This window comes from Rhodobacteraceae bacterium Araon29 (assembly GCA_039640505.1).
In the GTDB taxonomy this organism is placed as follows: Bacteria; Pseudomonadota; Alphaproteobacteria; order Rhodobacterales; family Rhodobacteraceae; genus CABZJG01.
Map to the genome: position 1 here is coordinate 3446305 of CP046865.1, position 22403 is coordinate 3468707.

At 47.4% G+C, this 22403-nt stretch carries 18 protein-coding genes; 13 read left to right on the forward strand and 5 right to left on the reverse strand.

What is annotated here, in order from left to right:
* The 5 genes from GN278_16720 (at nucleotide 1) to GN278_16740 (ending at nucleotide 6220) form a co-directional block, all read left to right on the forward strand.
* Nucleotides 1-1065, forward strand: a complete 1065-nt coding sequence (locus tag GN278_16720; protein XAT62264.1) for a ferrochelatase — start codon at nucleotides 1-3, stop codon at nucleotides 1063-1065.
* A 113-nt stretch (nucleotides 1066-1178) separates the two neighbouring features.
* Nucleotides 1179-1709: a hypothetical protein gene (locus GN278_16725; protein XAT62265.1), complete on the forward strand. Its 531-nt coding sequence runs from the start codon at nucleotides 1179-1181 to the stop codon at nucleotides 1707-1709.
* Nucleotides 1710-1859: 150 nt separating this feature from the next.
* Nucleotides 1860-3935, forward strand: coding sequence for a 3-hydroxyacyl-CoA dehydrogenase (locus GN278_16730; GenBank protein XAT62722.1), 2076 nt, complete (start codon nucleotides 1860-1862; stop codon nucleotides 3933-3935).
* 8 nt (nucleotides 3936-3943) lie between these two features.
* The gene (locus tag GN278_16735; GenBank protein XAT62266.1) at nucleotides 3944-5131 is read left to right on the forward strand and encodes a pimeloyl-CoA dehydrogenase large subunit; all 1188 of its coding nucleotides are present in this window, start codon (nucleotides 3944-3946) and stop codon (nucleotides 5129-5131) included.
* A 3-nt stretch (nucleotides 5132-5134) separates the two neighbouring features.
* Nucleotides 5135-6220, forward strand: coding sequence for an acyl-CoA dehydrogenase (locus GN278_16740; GenBank protein ID XAT62267.1), 1086 nt, complete (start codon nucleotides 5135-5137; stop codon nucleotides 6218-6220).
* A gap of 22 nt (nucleotides 6221-6242) precedes the next feature.
* Here GN278_16740 and GN278_16745 read toward each other — a convergent pair whose 3' ends face one another.
* Together GN278_16745 and galU are read right to left on the reverse strand one after the other, a co-directional pair.
* Nucleotides 6243-7652 (reverse strand): phosphomannomutase, encoded by a 1410-nt coding sequence (locus tag GN278_16745; GenBank protein ID XAT62268.1) that lies wholly within the window; start codon nucleotides 7650-7652, stop codon nucleotides 6243-6245.
* A 6-nt stretch (nucleotides 7653-7658) separates the two neighbouring features.
* Nucleotides 7659-8480, reverse strand: coding sequence for a UTP--glucose-1-phosphate uridylyltransferase GalU (gene galU / locus GN278_16750; GenBank protein XAT62269.1), 822 nt, complete (start codon nucleotides 8478-8480; stop codon nucleotides 7659-7661).
* A 289-nt stretch (nucleotides 8481-8769) separates the two neighbouring features.
* Between galU and GN278_16755 the strand changes: the two genes are divergently transcribed.
* Nucleotides 8770-9552, forward strand: coding sequence for a 2OG-Fe(II) oxygenase (locus tag GN278_16755; protein XAT62270.1), 783 nt, complete (start codon nucleotides 8770-8772; stop codon nucleotides 9550-9552).
* 212 nt (nucleotides 9553-9764) lie between these two features.
* Here the strand turns inward: GN278_16755 and GN278_16760 are convergent, their stop codons facing one another.
* Nucleotides 9765-10631 carry an EamA family transporter gene (locus GN278_16760; GenBank protein XAT62271.1) on the reverse strand — a complete coding sequence of 289 codons (867 nt, stop codon included), beginning with the start codon at nucleotides 10629-10631 and terminating at the stop codon, nucleotides 9765-9767.
* A 448-nt stretch (nucleotides 10632-11079) separates the two neighbouring features.
* Here GN278_16760 and cysD point away from each other — a divergent pair, with 448 nt between their 5' ends.
* The 7 genes from cysD (at nucleotide 11080) to GN278_16795 (ending at nucleotide 19968) form a co-directional block, all read left to right on the forward strand.
* Nucleotides 11080-11982 carry a sulfate adenylyltransferase subunit CysD gene (gene cysD / locus GN278_16765; protein ID XAT62272.1) on the forward strand — a complete coding sequence of 301 codons (903 nt, stop codon included), beginning with the start codon at nucleotides 11080-11082 and terminating at the stop codon, nucleotides 11980-11982.
* Nucleotides 11983-11994: 12 nt separating this feature from the next.
* The gene (gene cysN / locus GN278_16770; protein XAT62273.1) at nucleotides 11995-13899 is read left to right on the forward strand and encodes a sulfate adenylyltransferase subunit CysN; all 1905 of its coding nucleotides are present in this window, start codon (nucleotides 11995-11997) and stop codon (nucleotides 13897-13899) included.
* A gap of 198 nt (nucleotides 13900-14097) precedes the next feature.
* Complete coding sequence (locus tag GN278_16775; protein ID XAT62274.1) at nucleotides 14098-15090, forward strand: BMP family ABC transporter substrate-binding protein; 993 nt, start codon at nucleotides 14098-14100, stop codon at nucleotides 15088-15090.
* Nucleotides 15091-15149: 59 nt separating this feature from the next.
* A complete protein-coding gene (locus tag GN278_16780; GenBank protein ID XAT62275.1) occupies nucleotides 15150-16661 on the forward strand; it encodes an ATP-binding cassette domain-containing protein in 1512 nt (503 codons plus the stop codon).
* A complete protein-coding gene (locus GN278_16785; GenBank protein ID XAT62276.1) occupies nucleotides 16661-17737 on the forward strand; it encodes an ABC transporter permease in 1077 nt (358 codons plus the stop codon). Before GN278_16780 ends, GN278_16785 begins: the two co-directional genes overlap by 1 nt.
* Entirely contained in the window at nucleotides 17733-18674 is a 942-nt protein-coding gene (locus tag GN278_16790) for an ABC transporter permease (GenBank protein XAT62723.1), read from the forward strand. The genes GN278_16785 and GN278_16790 overlap by 5 nt, the downstream gene beginning before the upstream one ends.
* A gap of 7 nt (nucleotides 18675-18681) precedes the next feature.
* A complete protein-coding gene (locus GN278_16795; GenBank protein ID XAT62277.1) occupies nucleotides 18682-19968 on the forward strand; it encodes an amidohydrolase family protein in 1287 nt (428 codons plus the stop codon).
* 70 nt (nucleotides 19969-20038) lie between these two features.
* Here the strand turns inward: GN278_16795 and GN278_16800 are convergent, their stop codons facing one another.
* Complete coding sequence (locus tag GN278_16800) at nucleotides 20039-21184, reverse strand: M24 family metallopeptidase (GenBank protein ID XAT62278.1); 1146 nt, start codon at nucleotides 21182-21184, stop codon at nucleotides 20039-20041.
* A complete protein-coding gene (locus GN278_16805) occupies nucleotides 21184-22341 on the reverse strand; it encodes an amidohydrolase (GenBank protein XAT62279.1) in 1158 nt (385 codons plus the stop codon). Before GN278_16805 ends, GN278_16800 begins: the two co-directional genes overlap by 1 nt.
* Between the last annotated feature and the right edge of the window lie 62 nt (nucleotides 22342-22403).

Consider the following 22403-nt stretch of genomic DNA (forward strand, 5'->3'; position numbering starts at 1 on the left):
ATGCCCGACGCCCTTGCCCCAGCTAAAAGACCAAATAACAGCCCGGCAGATCATCCAAAGGTACCCAAGCAGAAGGTTGGTATTCTTTTGGCCAATCTGGGTACGCCTGACCATCATGATTATTGGTCGATGCGCCGCTATCTCGGTGAATTTTTATCCGACCGCCGCGTTATTGATTATTCACCTTGGCTCTGGCAACCTCTCTTACAGCTGGTGATCCTGACCTCACGCCCGTTTCGCTCAGGCGCCGCCTACAAGTCGATTTGGAATACTGCAGCGGATGAAAGCCCGCTGATGACAATCACCAAGGACCAGACCGCAAAAATAACCGATGCAATGCGCGCGCGGTACGGCGAAGATGTTATGGTGGATTTTTGTATGCGCTACGGTAATCCCTCAACCAAATCAAAAGTCGAAAAGATGACCAAGGCAGGATGCCAGAAAATCCTCTTTTTCCCGCTTTACCCTCATTACGCCGGCGCAACCAGCGCTACAGCTAACGATGAGTTTTTTCGTTCCTTGATGCAGCAAACCTGGCAGCCGGCAGCGCGCATCGTGCCGCCTTATTTTGATGATCCGCGATATATAAACGCCCTTGCCGGCTCAGTTGAGCGGGCCTATGCAGATGCTAATATCAAGCCTGATTTACTTGTTTGCTCTTACCATGGTGTGCCGAAGCGATACTTGATGCAAGGCGATCCCTATCATTGCCAGTGCCAGAAAACCACGCGGCTTCTAAAGGAAAAACTGGGCTGGGCGGACAGTGAAATCATGACCACTTTCCAATCAAAGTTTGGCCCAGAAGAATGGCTCAAGCCCTACACCGTAAAGGAAGTCGCACGGCTGGCAGCCGAAGAGGGCAAGAAGAATATTGCCGTTATTGCACCCGCTTTTTCGGCGGATTGCATTGAAACGCTCGAAGAGATCAATGAAGAAATCAAAGAAAGCTTTGAGCACGCCGGAGGAGAAAATTTTATGTATATTCCCTGCCTTAACGACGAAGATGCCCACATAGGAGCGCTGAGCGCTTTAATTGAAGACAATTTAAAGGGCTGGCTGGACTAACAATTTATACGTTCCTTGCGATGCGGCCCTCTTATTAGGGGTATCAGGGCACTATTTGCACAGCCGCCCAATAAAGGTAGGCTTGCGGGCACAAAGGCTGCAAAGGATACTATATGTCACTTTATGATCAATTAAATTCTGCTTACACAACACAAGTGCACGAAAATAATTCTTTCATCGACCAGAACATGATTTTTGCCGAACAAATTGTAAATGCGCTGATCAACTTTTTAGAAATCCCTCAGAAAAATCCAGATTTAAAGGGCGTCGAGAGCTATCTTCAATATCTGCGCTTGGACCGCGAAAAGGGATATCTTGCACAGGAAAGTCTTGCGAAGGCACTATCACATTTTCCAGAAGGAAAGTTTCAATTTGGTCTTGGCCTGTTGCTTGCGGCGCAACCTGACCATCACCCAAGACAATTCGCAACTTTTGCAATCGACGGAGACCGAGATGGTGATCGGCTCAAAGTTGGCGTTCTAGGTAAAGAGTTTGAGTACGAAGCAGCAACTCAATCTGAGCTTGATCTCAAGGCTCTATGTACACATGTGTTTGATGATCTAATGGCCGGGTTATCTTGGCGCATAAGTGATGAGGTTGAAAAAACTCGAATTGGCTTTGACGTAACCCCTTTAGAAGACTAAAACCGCTCAAGTATCCAGTATTTTGCCAAATTTCCGTTACGTTTTGCAATGCAAAACCCTTTTGCGATTTATTGACGCATGCAGGCCTGTAGCCTACTTTAGGCCGTGGGAAATTAATGTGAAAGAGATGTGGTAGTGGACCAAAAAGATATAAATCAAGTCGTTTCTATTGAAGTAGCTGACGACTACGCGCTGATTTGCCTAAACAATCCACCAGTCAACGCAGCATCGCAGCTTTTGCGGCAGGGTTTGCAGGACGCTATGGCGTTTTGCACAGCACAGAGCGATATTAAAGCAATAGCGATTTATGGGTCTGGACGCACATTCGTTGCTGGCGCAGATATCAAGGAGTTTGGCAAACCGCCGCAGGCGCCGTTTCTGCCGGAACTTGTCAATACAATCGAACAAAGTAGCACACCGGTAATTTCTATTCTGCATGGAACGGCCTTGGGCGGTGGGCTGGAAATTGCACTGGGCACCCATGCCCGCGTTGGTATCAAAGGCCTTCGGCTTGGGCTTCCAGAAATTCACCTAGGTTTATTGCCGGGCGCAGGCGGCACGCAACGCACACCGCGTTTGGCAGGGATACCTGCAGCGCTCGAAATGATCCTTTCTGGACGTCATATTCCCGCAGATGAAGCATTAGAATTGGGCCTGATTGACCAACTGGGCGAAGGAGAGGCGCGCGATGTTGCTATAAATGCAGCTCAAGATGTCGTTGCCGGTCGGTTAAAGACACGCAGAACAGATCAAATCTCGGTCAAGCCAAACCACGCGCATTTGGATGAGATCGAAGCTAAGTTACTGGCCACCAAAGCCCACTTATTTTCACCCCACAAATGTGTCGAAGCTGTCCGTGCGTCAAGTTTGCCGATACTTGAAGGCCTAAAGGTCGAGCGGCAAGCCTTTATGGAATGTATGGACACCCCGCAACGAGCCGGCTTAATTCATGCTTTTTTCGGCGAACGTGCTGTCAGTAATATTCCCGAAGCCAAAGGGCCTACCCGCGACATTGCAAAAATAGGCATCATTGGTGGCGGCACCATGGGGTCCGGAATTGCAACGGCCTGTTTACTGTCCGGCTTGTCCGTCAGACTACTGGAAACAGCCCAAGAAAATCTAGACCGCGGCTTGGCAACTATCACCAAAAACCTAAAGGGTGCGGTCAAGCGTGGAAAACTATCGCAAGATAAATTTGACATGGTGTTGTCCAATCTTGATGGCAGCCTAGAGATCAGTAATTTTGCCGATGTGGATTTGGTGATCGAAGCCGCCTTTGAAGATATGGCCATCAAAAAGGAAATCTTTACCAAACTGGACGCTGTTTGCAAACAAGGCGCTGTGCTGGCGAGCAACACATCCTATTTGGATATCAATGAAATAGCGGCCGTGACCGCGCGGCCCGAGGACGTCATTGGTCTGCACTTCTTTTCCCCTGCGCATGTAATGAAACTCTTGGAAATTGTTGTTGCGGATAAGACAGCATCTGATGTGGTTGCCACTGGCTTTGCACTTGCTAAAAAACTGCGCAAAATTGGCGTTAAAGCAGGGGTTTGCGACGGCTTTATTGGCAATCGTATTTTATCATACTACTCAAAAACCGCTTCTTATTTGGTGTTGGAAGGCGCCAGCCCAGAGCAGGTTGATGAAGCTCTAGAGCGTTTCGGCTTTGCCATGGGACCGCATAAAGTGGGCGATTTGGCCGGATTGGATATCGGCTGGATGACACGAAAGCGCAAAGCTGCGACCCGCTCAAAACAAGATCGCTATGCTGGTGATGTCGCTGATAGAATTTGTGAAAATGGTTGGTATGGCCGCAAAACCGGTCAGGGATATTATCTTTATGATAGCTCGGATATCCGCCCCAACCCCGAGGTCGGCAACATAATTGACGCAACACGCACAAAGCTTGGGATGACGCCAAAGTCCTTCACAGAAAATGAGATCGTGGATCGCTATATGACCGCGATGATCAGTGAAGCTGTGCGGGTGCTAGAGGATAAGATTGCCGCGCGCCCTGTCGATGTCGATATGGTATTTCTATTTGGCTACGGGTTTCCACGCCACCGTGGGGGACCACTACATTATGCCGATAAAATTGGTGCAGAAAAGTTGATCGAGCGGATTGAAGCCTATGCCAAGGATGATGATCATTACTGGAAAGTGCCAAACCTGCTTCGGGACATGGCGGCACAGGGTAAAAAATTCGCTGACTTAAACCGATAGAGAGAAAAATGGATCTTAATTTTTCCGCCCAAGAACGGGCCTTTCAATCCGAAGTGCAATCATTTCTGGCAGATAACTTGCCAGACGATATCGCCGCAAAAGTCCGACTTGGCGATGGTTTGACCAAAGATATGATGGATCTTTGGCACAGCATCCTAAATGCCAAGGGCTGGCTTGCGACAACCTGGCCTAAAGATTTTGGAGGACCCGGTTGGACACCGGTGCAAAAGCACATTTTTGAAGAAGAATGTTGCCGTGCCTATGCCCCGCGCATCGTGCCTTTTGGGTTAAACATGCTTGGACCTGTGCTGCAGAAATTTGGTACGGCAGAGCAGCAGGAAAGTATTTTGCCGCGTATTTTATCCGGTGAAGATTGGTGGTGCCAAGGGTATTCTGAGCCCGGCGCAGGATCAGACCTTGCATCCCTTAAAACCCGGGCGATACGCGACGGCGACGAGTACATCATCAATGGTCAAAAAACATGGACCACATTGGGCCAGCACGCAAATAAGATTTTCTGCCTTGTGCGCACAAGCGGCGAAGGCAAACCCCAAGAAGGCATCAGTTTTGTATTGGTTGATATAGACACACCTGGCATCGACATGCGTCCGATCCGCTTGATCGAAGGGGGCCATGAGGTCAATGAAGTCTTTTTTACCGACGTGCGCGTTCCAGTCAGCAATTTGGTCGGTGAGGAAAACAAAGGCTGGACGATTGCCAAATTTCTTCTTAGCCATGAGCGCACCGGGATCGCAGGCGTTGGCTTTTCGATGCAAGCGTTAGAAGAGGTTAAAACCCTTGCTCATAGCATTCGCCGAGGGGCGAAACGGCTCATTGATGATCCGTTGTTTTCCGCACGCTTGGCCAATGTTGAGATTGACCTTGAGGCAATGAAAATCACCAATTTGCGTATGTTATTTCAGGCCCAGAAGCAAGGAGCCCCGGGGCCAGAAACTTCAATGCTCAAAATCAAGGGAACTGTGATTAACCAAGAGCTGCGCGATCTTGCCCGTCGCGCATTAGGCCCTACGGCAGCGCCTTTTCCCGGGCATGTCACCGATGGCAATATTCTCTTTGGACCGGCGGACACCGCCTTTAATGCGGCAAGGTATTTTAACAATCGAAAGACATCTATCTTTGGCGGGTCAAATGAAATTCAGCGCAATATTCTAACCAAAACCATGTTGGAGCTTTAATCCATGGACTTTAACCTAACCGAAGACCGACGCATGGTTTTGGACACGATCAGCCGCTTTTTGCAGGATCAATATCCGGTCGAGCACCGTATTCAGGTCGCCTATGATGCTCCGTTCCATGATCTGAGTAAGTGGCGGGAACTTGCAGAATTAGGGCTATTTTCTGCCCTTGCTGATGAAAGTGTTGGGGGATTTGGCGGCACTGGTTTTGATATTGCTGTGATCTTTGAAGCTTTGGGGAAAGCGCTCAATTGCGAACCTTTTCTACCCCTTGTTATGGCAAGTAGACTTCTAGGTTCTGCCGGACGAGACCAACAAACTCTGTTAGAGGGCGAACAAAATTACGCTGTTGCAATATCTGAACCTGATGCGCCCTATGAGTTAACTGATATCAGTTGCACTGCGACCGCAGACCACAGATTAAGCGGACGGAAATCAGCCGTCTATGGCGGTCAGATCGCCCAGAAATTTTTAGTTGCTGCAAAAGTTGGTAATACAGTGAACCTGTATCAAGTCGATGCAAATGATGCAGAGGTTATAAGCTACGGACTGATCGACGGAGGCGGCGCTGCCGAAGTGTTGCTCGATGATACTCAAGCAGAACTTTTAATCGAAAATGCCGCACAAGCCTTAAGCGGCGCTATGAACGCTGGCATTGTTGCGCTCTGTGCTGAAGCTGTTGGTTTAATGGCTGTCAGTTATGAAATGACCGTTGATTATCTACGTCAGCGCAAGCAGTTTGGCCGGCCTATTGGCAGTTTTCAGGCCTTGCAGCACCGCGCAGTTGACATGCTGACCGAGATTGAGCAAGCCCGCTCAATCACAATCAAAGCCGCCGCAGAGCTTGATGGACCACAGGCCAGCCGCTATGCCTCTATGGCAAAAAATCTAATCGGTCGCGCAAGCCGATTGATCGCTGAAGAGGCCATTCAATTGCATGGCGGAATTGCGATGACTTGGGAATATCCTGTTTCGCATTATGCAAAACGATTAATTATGCTGGACCACCAGTTGGGAGATACCGATTATCATTTGTCCAAGGTTATTGATGATCTAGCATCAGGAAGCCCAAATCTACGCGAGGCCTGATTTTGCCAGACCCTAAGTTTCGCTAACTTGCAAACTGATCTAGGATTGAACTGATCTCTTTAAATTTTTCGTTCACCATTTGCGTGTCATTTCGGCTTTCAATGTTTAGCCTTACAACGGGCTCTGTATTGGAGGATCGTAGGTTGAACCGCCAGTCATTAAATTCAAGGCTCACCCCGTCTGAACAGTCCTCAATCAACGCATCTTTTTTATAGGCGTCTATAACCTCTGAAATGGCTTTAGCCGGCTCTGTGATTTTAAAGTTGTGTTCTCCGGATGACGGGAATTTTTTCATCCTCTCTGCCAATAAAGCCGAAAGCGGTTTGCCAGTACGCCCCATAAGTTCGCAAATTAAAAGCCAGGGGATCATACCGCTATCGCAATAACTAAAGTCACGAAAGTAATGATGAGCAGACATTTCGCCACCATAAACCGCTTCATGTTTGCGCATCACCTGCTTTACAAAAGCATGCCCGGTTTTTGACTGCACGGCTTGCCCGCCCTTTGCAGCAATCACATCACGTGTGTTTAAAACCACGCGCGGATCGTGAACGATTGCTGCTGCCGGCTCTTTGTCTAAAAACACATCCGCCAATAGACCAACGATATATTCACCCGGTATAAATTGACCCGTTTCATCAAAGAAAAAGCATCGGTCAAAATCACCATCAAAGGCAACACCGATATCTGCTTTTGATCCAAGTACTTTTTCGCGGGTTACTGGTTGGTTTTCCACCAAAAGCGGATTTGGAATGCCATTTGGAAAGCTCGCATCAGGTTCTAAAAACTGATCTACAAACTCAAGAGGTGCTGCCCGGTTATCCAGTTCCTGTTTAATTGCAGTATAGGCCCCAGCCGCGGCCCCATTGCCGCAATTGACCACAAGTTTAAGTGGTCTAAGACTATCTACATCTATAAAGGACAGGACTTTTTTCACATAGGCGCTGCGTGCTTCTATATGAGCGTCGCGATAAGCGCCTAGCTGGTTTTGAACCTTAAAGCGCCCGGTCTCGGCAACTTTGTGTACTTCTGCAAGTTCAGCATCCGGATCAACCGGGCGAGACCCTTCTGCGACAATTTTCATCCCATTATAGTTGATCGGATTGTGAGAGGCAGTGATTTCTATTCCCCCACCTGCACCAAAGTGACTGGTTGCGTTATAAACTTCTTCTGTGCCTGCCAGCCTAATGTCAATCACAGCTGCTCCGGCATCGCGTATTCCACGGGTCAAGGCAGCCGCAAGCTCTTGCGAGCTGGCACGTGCATCATAGCCTACGACAACAGAATTAACGTTGAGAACATCAACAAACGCCCTACCAACCCGATAGGCAACATCTTCATCAATGGTTTCGTTTAAAATGCCACGTAGATCATATGCTTTAAAACAGGTAATTTCCCGTGGCGGCAAAACCTCTGTTATAGAATTTTTCATAATATTTTAATCTCTTTGCTGAGCGACATGTAAAATTGCATCTAGGTATCCGGAAACCGATCCACAATCAAACCTTGGATCTTTTAGCATGACCGAACTTACTTTCCCCGCTGCCGCCTGTTTATCAATGGCCTCTGCTAGCTGAATTTCACCGCCAACACCGCTTTTTTGATGTTTCAGGATATCGAATATATCCGGAGTTAACACATACCGACCGATGGAGGCCATAAGTGAGGGTGCTTTTTCAAGCGAAGGCTTTTCAATCAGCCGCCGTATTTTTCCACCCGATACATCAGGCTCAATAATCCCATATTTAGAAACGTCTTTTGGGTCTACAGTCATAGTTGAAAGCTGAGTATTTCCTGTTTGCTGATAGGCATTGACCAAATCTGCAGTGACCCCAGGTTCGGTGAAAGGAATAAAATCGTCGGCCAGTAAAACCGCAAAAGGCTCATTGCCAACCACTCGCTCGGCGCAAGCCACTGCATGGCCCAATCCCAATTGTTCAGCCTGACGCACAAAAATGCATTCAACGTGCTTGGGAAGGATATTACGCACCAAGTCAGCTGCTGCATTTTTACCTTTTTTGCGAAGCGCGACTTCCAATTCAGGATTGCTATCAAAATGGTCTTCTATGGCGCGCTTATTTCGTCCCGTCACAAAAATCAGAGTATCAATTCCTGCGGCAACTGCCTCTTCTGCGGCATACTGGATGAGCGGTTTGTCAATAATTGGCAAAAGCTCTTTGGGCATTGCTTTCGTAGCGGGCAAAAAGCGCGTCCCAAATCCCGCCACCGGAAACACAGCTTTTCGAATTTCTTGTTTCATTGTAAAGCTCTTCTTTGCGGCGGAGTATATCTAAAAACTTTAATCAGGGTATAGTTATTTGCCTAAGCCATCTGGTCTGAATACGTCTAACCCTTTATCGGATAATCTAACAGCCCTCTTTAACGTTCACAATTCTTTTGCTTTATTTTTCACGCCCATCTGCATCAGTAAAAACCTCAATTGGTTCACGGGATTTCATAAGTTGTTTTGGCTTGGGGAAACATCCTTGCTTGATAGTTTTCCTATTGCTAGAGTTGGTTGATTTTTCTTGTTGTAAGCTGAGTTACCCATGCAAAGCCTAAATAATATCGTTGATCTAGACACCTATCCGATCGAAGACCCGGGCTTTGGTGAAGAGTGCTTAAAGAATTTAAATACAGACGGCGTCTTAACATTGCCGGGATTTTTGCGCCAAGATGCAATAGAGCAACTTGTTGAAGAAGCGGAAAAGCAAAAGAACAATGCCTATTTCACAACGTCGACCCACAATGTTTACCTTACCCCGACGCGTTCTGACATAGAGCCTGACCACATATTCAACCGCCAGCTTTGCTCTTCCAAAGGCTGTATAACCACAGATCAGGTGCCACAAAAATCTCACCTGAACACAGTTTATAACGCAGATATTTTTCGCCAGTTTATAGCAACTGTGGTGGGTGAAAAAACGCTTTATGAATATGCTGATCCCTTATCATCTATCAATGTGCACTTTGCCAGCGAAGGTCAGGAATTGAACTGGCATTTTGACAACTCCGAATTTGCCATAACTTTATTGCTTCAATCGCCAAAAGCCGGCGGCGAGTTTGAATACGTTAAAAATTTGCGCGATGCTGATCAAAACGATATGAACTATGCCGGCGTCGAGGCTGTTCTTGATGAAAAAACTAAGCCATCACATCTCACAGTGGAACCGGGAACTTTGGTATTATTCAGGGGGCGCAATTCCATGCACCGCGTAACCCCAACAGTAGGGGATCGCACCCGCATTTTGGTGGTTTTTGCCTATAATTCGGAACCCGGCATCGCCCTTTCGGAATCTGCTCGAATGACCTTTTTTGGTCGTTTGGGGTAAATTTCCTCCTCTATAGGTGCCTTTGATTACGACCTTGCAGCTCGACTTTAGGCGGAAGTTCACTGCCTCTCTAACGGCTGCGGAGGGGAAATTTGATGCTATATAGGTGCAAGAAATGCCCTAACGGATCAAAACCACCAGCAAAAGCAATGATTGCTTCTTCAACTATTCCGAGATGAATATTCTACCACTGCGCCTATGATATTAGAACTTTAGCGCCGCCTGCCTATTTGACGAAGCACCAAGATATTTGACGCAACCAGTACACTAATGATGATGGTCCCTCCAATAAGTGCCCACTGGCCGGGATATTCACCGATCACAGCCCATACAAGCAAAGGCGCAAGAGCAGTTTCCAATAAAATCAATAAGGCGACTTCGGCCGAGCTAATATAGCGCGGCCCCAAGGTTAAGAACACGCTGGAGCACGCAATGAAGCTGCCATGCAGCAAAATTAACGTCGGCTGGGCATAAAAGGCGCTAAGCGGTTCTGCAAATGGGGCAACCATCAAAGCGCCCAATACATAAGCCACTGGAATAGCTGGTACCATGGACACGGCTCGCAATTTACGAGCAGCAGTCATGGCGCCTGCGAAGCTGGCCGATACACAAACAGCAACCAAATCGCCCTGCCAACTGGCTTGTTCGTTTACGCTCGAACCGAAGGCAACAATTGAAAGACCTAAAAAAACTCCGATAATCGTTAAAACCATTCTACGCGTTATTGGTTCGCCTAAAAATAACCGGCTGAATATGGCTGCAAAGACGGGCATCGATGCAATGATTAAAACCACATTCGCTACGCTGGTTAGCTTGATGGCCAAAACAAAACTTGGCGCGCTCAACGCAATGAGCACGGTGTAAATTAATCCAGAATATCCAGTTTGGAAACTTTCATAGAACGGCTTTCGCCCCATAAATATGGCAACAACCAATAGCACAATGAGGCCAGATAAAATGCCGCGCCAAAAAGTGACTGTCCAAGCCGTGGCATCAATCATACGAATGAATAATGAATCAGGCACTACAAAAAGAACGCCGATAGTCGTGATCCACAATCCTTTTTTATGTTCGCCCAATTCAATACTCCGCCACAAGCTTCGATAGAGGCTAGATTTATTCAGCAGTTAGGGTCAATTCAAACAGTTGGAAAACTCGCAATTTTCTCAAAAATCATCCATTAAGACTCAGCTTTTGTGTAATCAATGTAACTTTTACCCAATTGATGGGGCCGTAAACCCATAAATTCTGTTTGGCCTTTGTTTACAAATAAAGTTTTTTATTTTGGCAGCTGTTTAATTGTCAGAACGGTATTTTTTTCATTTTAATTTAGAAATATTCTCAGCCATTGATACTTGCCCGATAGGCTAAAATCGTTTAGCGAACTGTGACAGTTTTCACAATTTACTGTCAACTCACATAAATTTCTGTCAACTCACAAATGTAAAATACTAATTCTGAATTTCACAACCTAAAATTTTGCACAATGATAACACGTATTTTATATCTACAGGAAAGGCGATTTGATTGTCTAAGGCTACTCTTACTCACCTAGCTCGGCTTGAGTCCGAAGCTGTTCATATCATCCGGGAAGTTGCCGCGGAAGCGGACAATCCTGTGATGCTTTATTCAGTGGGCAAGGACAGCGCCGTGATGCTGCATCTGGCGAAAAAGGCGTTTTATCCAGCGCCGCCTCCGTTTGCGCTTTTGCATGTAGATACCACTTGGAAATTTCAAGATATGTATGCTCTTCGTGATAGGGCGGCCAAAGAAGCAGGGATGGAGTTACTGGTGCACCAAAATCCCGAAGCTTTAGAAAAGGGCATTAACCCTTTTGATCATGGCCCGTTGCACACTGATATGTGGAAAACCGAGGGTTTAAAGCAAGCGCTGAATCATTATGGTTTTGATGCGGCCTTTGGTGGGGCTCGGCGGGATGAAGAAAAGAGCCGTGCGAAGGAACGTATTTTTAGCTTCCGCACAGCGCAACACCGCTGGGACCCCAAAGCACAGCGGCCAGAACTTTGGTCGCTTTATAACGCACGCAAAGCCAAAGGCGAAAGCATGCGGGTGTTTCCAATATCAAACTGGACCGAGCTTGATATCTGGCAATATATACATCTTGAAAGCATCGAAATTGTACCGCTTTATCTTTCTCAACCGCGCCCAACTGTCGTGCGCGATGGTTTGATACTGATGGTAGATGATGCCAGATTCCCATTAGATGGTGAAACACCAGTAATGCGCAATATTCGGTTTCGTACGCTTGGATGCTATCCACTGACAGGTGCTGTTGAAAGCGCTGCAACCACACTTCCAGAAGTGATACAAGAGATGCTTTTGACCTCTACATCCGAGCGGCAAGGCCGGGCCATCGACCATGATCAAGCCGCCTCAATGGAAGTCAAAAAACAACAAGGTTATTTTTAGGTTAGGTGCGAAATGACGAAATCATCATATAAAACTGACGCCCTGATCGCTGCGGACATAAACGCCTATCTAGAGGCGCATCAACACAAAAGCCTTTTGCGATTTATAACATGCGGCTCTGTAGACGATGGCAAATCCACTCTCATCGGCAGACTGCTGTATGACAGCAAGATGATTTTTGAAGATCAATTGGAACAGTTAGAATCCGACAGTAAAAAACTGGGAACGCAGGGGGATGAGATCGACTTTGCGCTTCTGGTTGATGGTTTGGCAGCGGAGCGCGAACAAGGCATTACCATTGATGTTGCTTATCGGTTTTTTGCGACGGATAAACGAAAATTCATTGTCGCAGATACACCCGGTCATGAACAATATACGCGTAATATGGTAACCGGAGCCTCCACAGCAGATTTGGCAGTCATCCTGATTGACGCGCGCAAGGGTATTTTAACACAGACCCGCCGGCATAGTTATTTGTGTCACCTCATTGGTATCAAAAATATTGTACTGGCCGTCAATAAAATGGACTTGGTCCATTACGCAGAAGAAACTTTTGACCAGATTGTCGAAGACTACAAACGCTTTGCCACAGAAATCGGCATCGGCAAATTCGCTGCCCTGCCGATCTCAGGGTTCAAAGGCGATAATATCACGGCTTTATCTGCGAATACCCCGTGGTATCAGGGTTCAACCCTGATGCAGCATTTGGAAACTATAAACCTTGAGCAGGCTAACGATGACCAAGACGCTTTTCGTATGCCTGTACAGTGGGTCAATCGACCGAACCTAGATTTTCGGGGCTTTTGCGGCAAAATTGCAAGTGGCCAAGTGCACCCGGGCGATGAAATCCGTATTCTACCCTCTGGAAAGACCTCGTATGTTGACCGTATTGTAACCCAAGACGGAGATTTAGATGTTGCGCAGAAAGACCAATCTGTCACCCTAACCCTGCGCGATGAGGTTGATTGTTCACGTGGGCAGATTATCACTGCTGCCAAGGAACCTTTGGAAGTTTCCGATCAATTTGAAACCACTTTGATCTGGATGGAAGAAGAGGCTCTAACGCCCGGGCGGGCCTATTATTTGAAAATTGGTGCACAAACAGTTTCAGCGACTGTTGCAGAACCAAAATACCAAATCAACGTGAACACACTGGATCACAGCGCAGCAAAGACACTTGATCTTAATTCAATCGGCGTGGCCAATATAACCACCGACCGGGCCATTCCTTTTGCACCTTATTCAGAAAACCGTGAGCTTGGTGGGTTTATCCTTATTGATAAAATAACCAATGCGACAGTTGCTGCAGGTTTGATCAATTTTGCACTTCGTCGTGCCCAAAATATCCACTGGCAAGCAACTGATATCAATCGTGACCATCATGCAAATTTGAAAAATCAAAAACCGATGGTGCTTTGGCTTACAGGGCTTTCAGGATCAGGAAAATCCACGATTGCCAACGCTATCGAAAAAAAATTAGCACAAATGAATCGTCATACATTCCTATTGGACGGCGATAATGTAAGGCACGGGTTAAACAAAGACCTTGGATTCACAGAAGCTGACCGCATTGAAAATATCCGGCGCGTGGGTGAAGTTGCCCGGTTGATGACCGATGCAGGACTAATTGTTATTACAGCCTTTATCTCACCCTTTCGTGCCGAACGGGAAATGGTGCGCCAGATGATGCAACCAGGTGAATTTATTGAGGTCTTCATTGATACACCGCTGCACATTGCGGAACAGCGGGATGTAAAAGGATTATATGCCAAGGCGCGTGCTGGAGAATTAAAGAACTTTACTGGAATCGATAGCCCTTACGAGGCACCAGAAAACCCAGAAATTATAATTGATACAACACAAATGGATGTAGAACCTGCTGCAGATAAAATCGTTAAACTGCTTATGGGTGGGTAAGCCGAAAAAAACGCTTTCGCCAGATTTAAAGCGATCCCGAAAGGGAAAGGCTGTTATTAGTCAAGTGATTAATCTTGTGGCAATAGGTCAAAAATATAACCTATTCGCTGGATCATCTAGAGCCCCTGTTCCAGAATTATATTGACCGGTTGGTAAAAAGTAATGCAGTGTTTGTCTTGTTCCAGATGGGGGAAAACTATGAAAATTCTTAGCAAAATAAATCGTAGACTTGCCATTGCAATTCTGTTTGCTGTGGGAGCATCACTCACCAGCGGTGTGGTTGCTGCGGAAAAAATCAAAGTGGCAGCAATCTATACGCTACCTGTAGAACAGCAATGGATTAGCCGAATTCACAAAGCGTTAAATGCCGCTCAGGATCGGGGTGACATAGAATATCTTTATTCCGAAAATGTTGCAAATAACGACTATGAACGGGTGATGCGGGAATATGCAGAGCAAGGTCAGCAACTCATCGTTGGTGAAGTCTTTGGCTTAGAGCGGGCGGCTCGGAATGTGGCGAAAGATTATCAAGATACGGCGTTCCTGATGGGGTCTTCCTTTGGTCCCGTCGCACCGAACTTTTCTGTATTTGACAACTGGATCCACGAGCCGAGCTATCTGTCTGGTTTGGTGGCCGGTTCTATGACGGAATCGAATTTAATCGGAATGGTTGGGGGTTACGCAATCCCGGAAGTTAACCGGTTGATGCATGCCTTTATGGATGGCGCGCGCGAAGTTAATCCTGACGTCAAGTTTATGGTTAACTTTATCGACAGTTGGTATGATCCACCCAAAGCAAAAGAAAGTGCTTTTGCTATGATGGATGCAGGTGCAGATATTATGTATGCTGAACGCTTTGGAGTGTCGGACGCGGCCGTAGAACGCGGTGTAAAGGCGATCGGAAATGTCATTGATACGGCCGCCGATTATCCAGACACAATTCTTGCCTCAGCGCTATGGCATATGGAAGCAACGATCGACAAAGCAATTTCTAATGTGGCCGACGGCCGCTTTGAAGCCGCTGATTATGGTCAATACAGCTTTATGGCCTATGGCGGTGGATCATTGGTATTGGACAGCTCATTGGTTCCAGCCGATGTGGTCGAACTTGTCACAGCTCGAGAAACCGAAATAAATGATGGGCTGTTTCGTGTAAACGTGAACGACGCCCGTCCCATTTCTGACAATTAATTGAAACCTGCACTGGCCTGCCACCCGGCAGGCCAGTGTTTATAAAAGGTGAAGATTAGGTGGGCAAAGTACTTGCGCTTAAAGGCCTATCCAAACGATTTGGATCTGTTCAAGCGAACGCAGCAATAGACCTTGACCTCAACAAAGGTGAGGTTTTGGCGCTTCTGGGTGAGAACGGGTCTGGTAAGACCACATTGATGAACATGCTCTTTGGGCATTATCTGCCTGACTCCGGCAGTATAGAGGTTGCAGATAGTCAAGGCTCGTTGCAATCACTCACCCTAGGGCATCCCCAAATTTCACTCAAAAAAGGCATTGGCATGGTGCATCAGCACTTTACGCTGGCCGAAAACCTCAATGCATTGGACAATATAACCTTAGGGACCGAACCGCTCTTATCTTTTCAAAGAAACACGCTGACCGCACGTAAAAAATTAGATAAAATTATGGATGATACGGGCTTATTTGCGCCCCTAGATATTGCTGTTGGAAAATTGTCTGTCGGAGAAAGGCAACGAATAGAAATCTTAAAGGCGCTCTATAGGGATGTGCGGATTCTGGTGCTTGATGAACCAACAGCAGTGCTCACACCACAAGAGGCCGATGACCTTTTCGACAATATCAACACGATGGCTAAAAACGGTTTATCGGTTATTTTCATCTCACATAAACTGCGTGAAGTGCTTTCATTTTCTCAGCGCATTGTTGTTTTGCGACAGGGTAAAAAAGTTGGTGAATTGGTTACTAATAAGACCAATGAAAGTGAAATCGCTCATCTGATGGTTGGCGGCGGGGTCAAGAGCGCCGAACGGGAAACTTGCATGCCCGGTGAAGCTGTTTTGCAACTTAACCAAGTTAGCATCACTGGCCGCTCTAAACGCGACAGTTTGTTTGAGCAATCACTAGAAGCTCGCGCACATGAAATTCTCGGCATCGCCGGCGTTTCTGGCAATGGTCAAGCGGCACTTGCCAGCTTGATTGCAGGGTTAGAGGTACCCGAAAACGGATCAATCTTAATAGATGGCAGTGCGGTTGAAAAACCAACGCCAAAGAAGATGATAGGGGCCGGCGTAGGCCGCATTCCTGAGGACCGGCATCATGAAGGTATCATTGGAAAAATGAATTTGGCCGATAATCTGATCATCGAAAAACTCGATGATACGGAAATACAAAATTTTGGCATTTTGAAGCAAGGTAAAATAAAAACCAGCGCGGCTGACCTTTGTGAAACTTACGACGTACGCGGCCCTGGTGTTGACGCAGAAGCCAGACTTTTCTCAGGCGGTAACATCCAAAAAATGATCCTTGCGAGAGTCTTTGAACAAAACCCCAAGTTAATTTTGGCAAATCAACCTACCCGCGGTTTAGACATGGGGGCCAGCGCAGAGGTTCGGCGTAGACTTCTCGACGCTCGAAAGAACGGTGCGGCTATCCTTTTAATTTCTGAAGATCTTGATGAGGTTCTTGCCCTGTCTGATAGAATACTTGTTATTCATGATGGAAATTTAATTCCTGCAGAGACACGTGATCGCGCTCAAATTGGTTTACTCATGGCGGGGACAGCAGCGTAATGCGTATAGAACCTCGCTCAAAGGTTTCAAAAACCCTGATAATCTCAGTTCCAATATTGTCATCTATTGCGGCTCTACTAATTGCGGCTATCCCAATCAGTTTTGCAGGGGCAAATATTCTGCGAGCCTATCAAGAAATGTTTTTTGGTGTTTTTGGCTCTATTTTCTCATTTTCGGAAATGCTGACCCGGGCGACACCGTTAATATTTACCGGATTGGCGGCGGCACTTGCCTTTAGAGCGCGTCTTTGGAACATCGGAGCAGAGGGGCAGCTTTATCTAGGCGCTTTGCTTTCAGTGGTCGTCGGTACTGGATATTTTGACCTGCCACCACTGCTTTTGACACCGATCATTATATTATGTGGCGCAATGGCTGGCGCTGTTGGAATGGCAGTGCCGACTTTTTTGAAAGTTCGCTTTGGGGCAGATGAAGTGGTCACAACACTTTTGCTGAACTTCGTGATTTTGATTTTTATTCAAATGATGCTGGAAGGCGCACTGAAAGACCCAATGGGATTAGGTTGGCCGCAATCCTCTCCGATTGTAGAAGAAGCGATGCTACCAAAATTAATACCGCGGATGCGGGTCCACTCGGGATTGATTGTTGCCATTGTTTGCGCAGTTGTCGTTCATTTTGTTCTGTCTCGTACGGTCTGGGGCTTTCGTGTCCGCGCTGTGGGGGAAAATGCAACGGCCGCAAGATACGCGGGCATTCCCGTTAATCGTTCGCTTTTCATGGTCGCTATCTTCTCAGGTGCTCTGGCCGGTTTGGCGGGGGTTTCCGAAGTTGCGGGATTAAAGGGATATCTAACGGCTGATCTATCACCCGGTTTTGGCTATACAGGGATTGTCGTGGCTATGCTGGCAGGCTTGTCACCCCTAGGCGTGGTTTTGGCGGCTTTGTTTATTGCTTCAGTTTTTGTCGGTGCAGATAGTATGAGCCGAGCCATGGGCGTTTCTTCTTATTTAGCAGATCTTGTGGTCGCATTATCACTTTTATCTGTTTTGATTGGCGGCTTTGTGACCCATTTTCGAGTAGTCTGGTCTAAGAGGCCGCTGGAGAAGACAGATGATTGATATCTTGAACATATTACTCAGCGAGTCGTTTTGGGCAGCGTCATTGCGGATAGCCTCACCCTTAATTTTTGGTGTTCTTGGCGCTCTTTTATGTGAGCGCGCAGGTGTTTTAAACCTTGGTATCGAAGGTATTTTCGTGGCTGGAGCTATGGCCGGTTGGATGGCTGTTTGGCTTGGGGCCGGGCTTTGGGGCGGAGTATTTTTTGCGCTCCTTGCTGGCGGCGCACTGGGTTTATTACATGGAATTTTAACTGTTCCTATGGGGCTTTCTCAGCATGTATCAGGACTAGGAGTTACATTATTTGCCACCTCGTTGAGTTATTTTGTCTATCGAACCTCGCTGCCAGCCGTTTCTTCCCCCCCGCGTATAGAACCATTTCGGGCGCTTGATATCCCAATCCTTTCCGACTTGCCGTTTGTTGGGCCGGTATTGTTCCAGCAAACCGCCCTTACATGGCTGGCCCTTATTTTGGTTGCCGTCATCTGGTATGTGATGAACCGCACGCCGCTGGGCTCTGCGTTGCGTGCTGTTGGGGACAACCCGGACAGCGTCGATGCACAGGGGCTTTCCGTTTATGCATTACGCATCGGCGCGGTTGTTGCGGGCTCGTCTTTGATGGCGCTGGGGGGCGCATTTTTGACCATGTCGGCCTTTGATGCGTTCTTTTTTGGCATGGTCAACGGACGTGGTTGGATTTGTATTGCCTTGGTGATTTTCGCCAGTTGGCAACCGGGCAAGGCCCTGCTTGGGGCTTTGCTCTTTGGGGCTTTTGATGCACTGCAGGTTCGCCTTCAAACCGAAGTAGGTGCCTTGGTGCCCGGACAGGTTTTCTTAATGGCGCCATATCTTCTATCCATTTTGGCACTTGTGATAGCCGCACGCCGCGCAGATTACCCGCGCGCCTTGTTGACCCCATGGTTCAAAGGTCAAAGATAAGGAAGTCATCATGTTTGATCTAATTGTAAAAAATGCAAATCTTCCAAACGGAAAGAGTGGCTTTGATATTGGGTGCAAGGGCAATATCATCATGGCCATCGAAAAAAATATCTCAGCAGAGGCCGGACAGGTTATTGATGCCGGTGGACACCTTGTTTCTCCACCTTTCGTTGACCCGCATTTTCACATGGACGCGACGCTTTCTTTAGGCACGCCTAGGATGAATGTGTCAGGAACGCTGCTTGAAGGGATCAGCTTATGGGGCGAGCTAAAACCAATACAAAGCGTCGAGCAGATCTTTGAGCGCGCGATGCGCTACTGCGATCTGGCCGTTTCCATGGGACTTGGTGCAATCCGCAGCCACGTTGACGTTTGTGATGACACTTTAAAAGGCGTGGAGGCCCTACTTGAGGTGCAAAAGCAAGTTGCAGCCTATATAGATCTGCAACTCGTTGCCTTTCCTCAGGACGGCGTTTTTCGCGACCCAACCGCATTAAACAACCTCAATCGAGCGCTTGATATGGGCGTGTCAATTGTTGGAGGCATCCCGCATTTTGAGCGAACAATGGAGGAAGGTGCAAACTCTGTTCGCGCCCTGTGTAAAATTGCTGCCGAACGGGGGCTTATGGTTGATATGCACTGCGATGAAAGTGATGACCCGCACAGCCGCCATATTGAAACTTTAGCCTTTGAAACCCAAAGGCTCGGCCTAGAAGGGCGGGTGGCAGGCTCGCACCTTACCTCGATGCACTCAATGGATAATTACTATGTCTCTAAATTGATCCCTTTGATTGCAGAGGCCGGTGTACATGCAATCCCAAACCCACTGATCAATATCATGTTGCAGGGACGCCATGACAGTTATCCGAAACGCCGGGGCCAAACGCGTGTCAGAGAACTTCGCGACGCAGGTATAACCGTGGGCTTTGGGTCGGATTGCGTAATGGATCCTTGGTACTCACTTGGCAAAGCCGATATGTTGGATGTTGCATTCATGGGTCTTCATGTTGGCCAGCTTTCTAGCCGTGCTGATATGAGGTGGTGCTTTGATGCAGTTACAAAAAACTCTGCGAAAATAATGGGGTTAGAAAAATACGGTGTGGGCGTTGGCAACTATGCCGATATGGTAATTCTTCAGGCAAAGGATCCAATCGAAGCCATAAGGTTGCGTCCAACTCGTCTTGCCGTCATTCGAAGGGGAAAATTGATCGCACAAACCACCCAAAGCGTTTCCAAGTTACATCTATCAGACCGGCCGGATGAATTAAAACCGGATGACTATGCACCAGAATAAGACGCCCTTGCGCCATCAAAGGCCTCTACCCAAACATTTTTGATGCGGTTTTATGCTGCAACAGGCGGCATTAAATTATAACATCTTTCAGTGATTTTGGGTGGTTTGTCAGAAGCTCGTATCCATCTTCGGTGATGATGACACTATCCCCGACTTGGGCGCGGAAACTATCGACTGTCACCGATCCGTCCACGGCAAATACCATTCCCGGCTCTATGCGTGTTTTGTCGCCGGTCACAAGCTGGGGTTTTTCGAGAAAGCTAAAGCCCGTGGCGCGGCCACATCGAAATGGATAGTCATATCCTGCGTCTTGAATGACTTTGGCATAAGCCGCGTGGACAGCTTCGGCGGTAATCCCCGGGCGCAAAACAGCAAGTGCAGCTTTTTGGCTTTCAATCGCCACGTCATAAACTGCCGCTTGTGATTTGTCTGCTATTTCCCCGATCCAAAAGGTACGATCAAAACCAAGCTTAAATCGGTGGAAATTTGTCATGCCACAAAAGCATAAAAATACCGGTTCACCAGTTTTCATAATCCGCGTTGTGGCGCGGTGATGGGTTTTGGTAATCTCTTTTCCAGAGGCCATAATTTGCAGAAAATGCGTATTTGGCGACATGTCAGTGTCTTCATAATTCGCACTGAGCAATTCTGCTGCTGTTCTAGTTCCTGCCTGCGAGGTTGCAATAGCAACTTCATACTCTGGGACACCGTCTTTGATCGCAGCACGGCCAGCAGCCATCATAGCATTTGCAACCTGCCCTGCATCCCGAGCGAGTTGTAACTCTTGCGCGGATTTTATCATCCGCATGTCAGCCAAAATGGATGAGACGCTAGAGATCGTTTCGGCACCAAGCAAATCGTCCATATAACGGCGCACAATTGGCGGCATATGATCGGGTTCTATACCAACGCAAGCAGCTCCGTGAACAGCTTTTGGTAATTCCGCGCGCCACTCTTGGCCCATCCCATCATTCCAAGCGGCAATTTGATCTACCTTGGCAGAGACCTTGGCCATATTGAGATCAATAGTTGGGGTGATCAGCAGGCTTTGTCCATCTTGTGAAATAACAAGAATGGTCGGCCGGCCGAACTCCATGTAAAGATAGTCATAATATCCCGTGAGGTAATAAATGTTGTCTTCATCGGTAACCAAAGCCACATCGACATTCTTTTCACACAGTCTTTGGCAAAATCTTTGAATCCGAGACGCATACATCAATTATGTCCAGTTTGATTTTTCTGCGGCAGCCTATCCTGAACAAGCTGCGCCCAGAATTTTGCCCCAATTGGGAGCAGAGCATCATTAAAATCATAGTCATTCGCATGAAGAGGTCGGCCAAAACGACCGCTTTGACCATTTCCCAAAAGTAAAAAGCACCCCGGCACTGCAGCACTAAAGTGGGCAAAATCTTCTGAAAAGCTCATCGGCTCTCGGTCGCCAATAGTTTCAAGGCCCAAGGCCCGTGAAACCTTTGTTGCGGCATCTGTAGGTCCATCAGAGTTTATCGTCTCAATAAATTCAGTTTTAAAACTCAGGTCTGACGAAACCCCATGTGCCACCGATGTACCCTCAACAATCTGCCGCATTAACTTTTCAATAATGCGGCGATCATCCGGCAGTCTTGCGCGAACATCACCTTTTAATTGCGCATATCCTGGCAACACATTGCGCTGACCATCCGTAAGAAATTCGGTCACTGAAACAACAGCGCCAGCACCTGGGGCAAGTTTTCTTGAAACAATGGTTTGAAGCGCTTGCACTACCTCAGCACCCACAGTGATAGCATCACGGCCTGCCTGCGGCATGGATGCATGTCCGCCCTGCCCTTCTATCGAAATTTCAAATAAGCTTTCACTTGAACAGATTAAACCTTTTCGAGTTGAAACCTGGCCCAATGGTGCCCCCGGTAAATTGTGAATTGCATATATTTCCTCGACAGGGAATTTTTCTAACACACCCTCATCAATCATGGCGCGCGCCCCTAACCCATGCTCTTCGTTTGGCTGGAAAATAAAAACCACCGTGCCGTCAAAATTGGGATCATCTGCCAATGTTTGCGCCGCGCCCAACAACATCGTCATATGCCCATCATGTCCACAGGCATGCATCACGCCTGCATTTTGCGAGGGATAGTCGTGGTCACTGACTTCTTGTATGGGCAGCGCGTCCATATCCGCTCGTAGAGCGATGGCACGATTGCCTTTGCCAGCTCTCAAGATGCCTACAATGCCAATGCCTTCATATACCTCTAGGCCCAAGTCTTTCAAAATACCTGAAATGCGCGTCTTGGTTCGGTGTTCATTGAAACCAAGCTCTGGAAACTGATGGAATTCCTGACGGAGCGCAATCAAGTTGTACGGTTCAGATACCATCTGTGCCTCCTCATTACATGCGTTTAGATTATCAATTCTTGCGGAAGCCAGTTGTCAAAAAA